This is a genomic window from Streptomyces sp. NPDC029044 (assembly GCF_040637495.1).
Classification (GTDB): domain Bacteria; phylum Actinomycetota; class Actinomycetes; order Streptomycetales; family Streptomycetaceae; genus Streptomyces.
Window position 1 is genome coordinate 1 of record NZ_JBEZWN010000146.1, and the last position, 2,693, is coordinate 2,693.

General features: G+C 70.5%; 3 protein-coding genes. All 3 read right to left on the minus strand.

What is annotated here, in order from left to right; translation table 11 throughout:
- Nucleotides 1-57: 57 nt before the first annotated feature.
- Genes AB0E85_RS39820 through AB0E85_RS39830 form a run of 3 tightly spaced genes read right to left on the minus strand, consistent with a single transcriptional unit; the run spans nt 58 to nt 2,687 of the window.
- The gene (locus AB0E85_RS39820) at nt 58-513 is read right to left on the minus strand and encodes a hypothetical protein (protein WP_033313018.1); all 456 of its coding nucleotides are present in this window, start codon (nt 511-513) and stop codon (nt 58-60) included.
- Between the two features lie 13 nt (nt 514-526).
- The gene (gene dapB / locus AB0E85_RS39825; protein WP_361937640.1) at nt 527-1,279 is read right to left on the minus strand and encodes a 4-hydroxy-tetrahydrodipicolinate reductase; all 753 of its coding nucleotides are present in this window, start codon (nt 1,277-1,279) and stop codon (nt 527-529) included.
- 28 nt (nt 1,280-1,307) lie between these two features.
- The gene (locus AB0E85_RS39830; protein WP_361937641.1) at nt 1,308-2,687 is read right to left on the minus strand and encodes a pitrilysin family protein; all 1,380 of its coding nucleotides are present in this window, start codon (nt 2,685-2,687) and stop codon (nt 1,308-1,310) included.
- Between the last annotated feature and the right edge of the window lie 6 nt (nt 2,688-2,693).

A 2,693-nucleotide genomic window follows, 5' to 3' on the forward strand; every position in this document is an offset into this window, starting at 1 on the left:
TCCGATCGGACCGTGTGCACGGTCCGGCCCCGCCGGCATGAGACAGGGGGGTGCGGTTCAGGCCGCTTCGGGCTGCTTGCCGTCGTGCAGGGCGATCGCGCGCTGCATCGCCTTGCGGGCACGCGGGGTGTCGCGGGCGTCGTGGTAGGCGACGGCGAGACGGAACCAGGTGCGCCAGTCGTCGGGGGCGTCCTCCGTCTCGGCCTTGCGCTTGGCGAAGACCTCGTCGGCGGAGTCGCGGTCGATGCGCCCGCTGGGGGTGCGCCGCAGTTCGTCGACGGGCAGACCGCCCTCGGCGTCGAGTTCGGCGGCGAGTTGGCTGGCCTTGCGGGCGAACTGGGTGTTCTTCCACAGGAACCACAGGCCGATGACCGGCAGGATCAGCACCGCTACACCGAAGGTGACGGTGAGGGGGGTGCCGGTCTCGATGAGCAGGACGCCGCGGCTGCCGACCAGGACGAAGTAGACGACCAGGACGGCGGCCGTGAGGGCGTAGGTGAGCTTCGCGCGCATGACGGTCAGAGGCTCAGTTCAGGTCCAGGAAGTGTTCCAGGCCGAACGTCAGGCCCGGGGTGCTCACCACGCGGCGGGCGCCGAGGAGGATGCCCGGCATGAAGCTGCTGTGGTGGAGGGAGTCGTGGCGGATGGTGAGCGTCTCGCCCTCGCCGCCCAGCAGGACCTCCTGATGGGCCAGCAGGCCGCGCAGGCGGACGGAGTGCACGGGGATGCCGTCGACGTCCGCGCCCCGCGCGCCGTCCAGGGCCGTCTCCGTGGCGTCCGGTGCCGGAGCCGCACCCGCCTCGGCGCGAGACGACGCGATGAGCTGGGCCGTGCGCGTGGCGGTACCCGACGGGGCGTCGACCTTCTTCGGGTGGTGGAGTTCGATGACCTCGACCGACTCGAAGTACGGTGCCGCGATCTGCGCGAACTTCATGTTCAGTACGGCCCCGATGGAGAAGTTCGGCGCGATGAGCACGCCCGTCTCCGGGGAGGCGGACAGCCAGCCGTTCAGCTGCGCGAGGCGCTCGTCGGTCCAGCCGGTGGTGCCGACGACCGTGTGGATGCCGTGGCCGACGCAGAACTCGAGGTTGGCCATGACCGAGTCCGGCGTGGTCAGTTCGACCGCGACCTGGGCGCCGGATTCGGTCAGCGTCTCCAGCTTGTCGCCCCGGCCGAGGGCGGCGACCAGTTCGAGGTCGTCGGCGGCTTCGACGGCTCGTACGGCTTCCGAGCCGATCCGGCCCTTGGCACCGAGGACCGCCACGCGCAGCTTGCTCATCTCTTGTGCTTCCTTCACCAGGGAATGTTCAGGCGACGGCGTCGTTCAGGCGGGCCGCCTGTTTGTCCTTCAGCGGGCCGATGACCGACAGGGAGGGCCGCCGTCCCAGGATCTCGCGGGCGACCTCGCGGACGTCGTCCGGGGTGACCGACGTGATCCGGGCCAGCATGTCGTCGACGGACATCTGCTCGCCCCAGCACAGCTCGCTCTTGCCGATACGGTTCATCAGCGCGCCGGTGTCCTCCAGGCCGAGGACCGTGGAGCCCCGGAGCTGGCCGATGGCCCGTGCGATCTCGTCGTCCGTGAGGCCGTGCTCGGCGACGTGGTCAAGTTCGTCGCGGCAGATCTTCAGCACGTCGTGCACCTGCGAGGGCCGGCAACCGGCGTAGACGCCGAACAGGCCGCAGTCGGCGAAGCCTGAGGTGTACGAGTACACGCTGTAGGCGAGGCCGCGCTTCTCCCGGACCTCCTGGAAGAGGCGGGAGGACATGCCGCCGCCGAGGGCGGTGTTCAGCACGCCCAGGGCCCAGCGCCGCTCGTCGGTGCGGGACAGGCCGGGCATGCCGAGCACGACGTGCGCCTGCTCGGTCTTGCGGTCGATCAGGTCGACGCGGCCCGCTGTGCGCAGGGCCCGCTTGCCGCTGCGCGGGGCCACGGGGTCGGCGGCGAGGTCCTTGAGGGCACCGGCCTTCTCGAAGGCGGTGCGGACCTGTCGTACGACCTTGGCGTGGTCGATGTTGCCGGCGCAGGCGACGACCAGGTGCGTGGGGTCGTAGTGCTTCTTGTAGAAGCGGCGGATGCGGTCGGCGGTGAGGGCGTTGACCGTGTCGACCGTGCCGAGGACCGGACGGCCGAGGGGGTTGTCACCGAACATCGTGTGCGCGAACAGGTCGTGCACGCAGTCGCCCGGGTCGTCCTCGGTCATGGCGATCTCTTCGAGGATCGCGCCGCGCTCGACGTCGACGTCCTCTTCGAGGATGAGGGAGCCCGTGAGCATGTCGCAGACGACGTCGATGGCGAGCGGCAGGTCGGTGTCGAGCACGCGTGCGTAGTAGCACGTGTACTCCTTCGCCGTGAACGCGTTCATCTCGCCGCCGACCGCGTCGAGCGCGGCGGAGATGTCCAGGGCGGACCTGCTGCCGGTGCCCTTGAAGAGCAGGTGCTCCAGGTAGTGGGTGGCGCCGTTCAGGGCCGGGGTCTCGTCGCGGGAGCCGACGTGCGCCCAGATGCCGAAGGTCGCGGAGCGGACCGAGGGCAGGGTTTCGGTGACGATGCGCAGGCCGCCCGGGAGGGTGGTCTTGCGGACCGTGCCGATGCCGTTCTGGCCCTTGATGAGGGTTTGGGTACGGGCGACGGCCCGCGCCTCCGAGGAGGTGCGGGCCCGAGCCCGGGAACCCCCGGGCGGCACAGAGGG

What these genes read in the sequence shown, in the direction of transcription:
- AB0E85_RS39820 (WP_033313018.1), bottom strand. Translation starts at nt 513, where the DNA reads ATGCGCGCGAAGCTCACCTACGCCCTCACGGCCGCCGTCCTGGTCGTC.
- dapB (WP_361937640.1), bottom strand. Translation starts at nt 1,279, where the DNA reads ATGAGCAAGCTGCGCGTGGCGGTCCTCGGTGCCAAGGGCCGGATCGGC.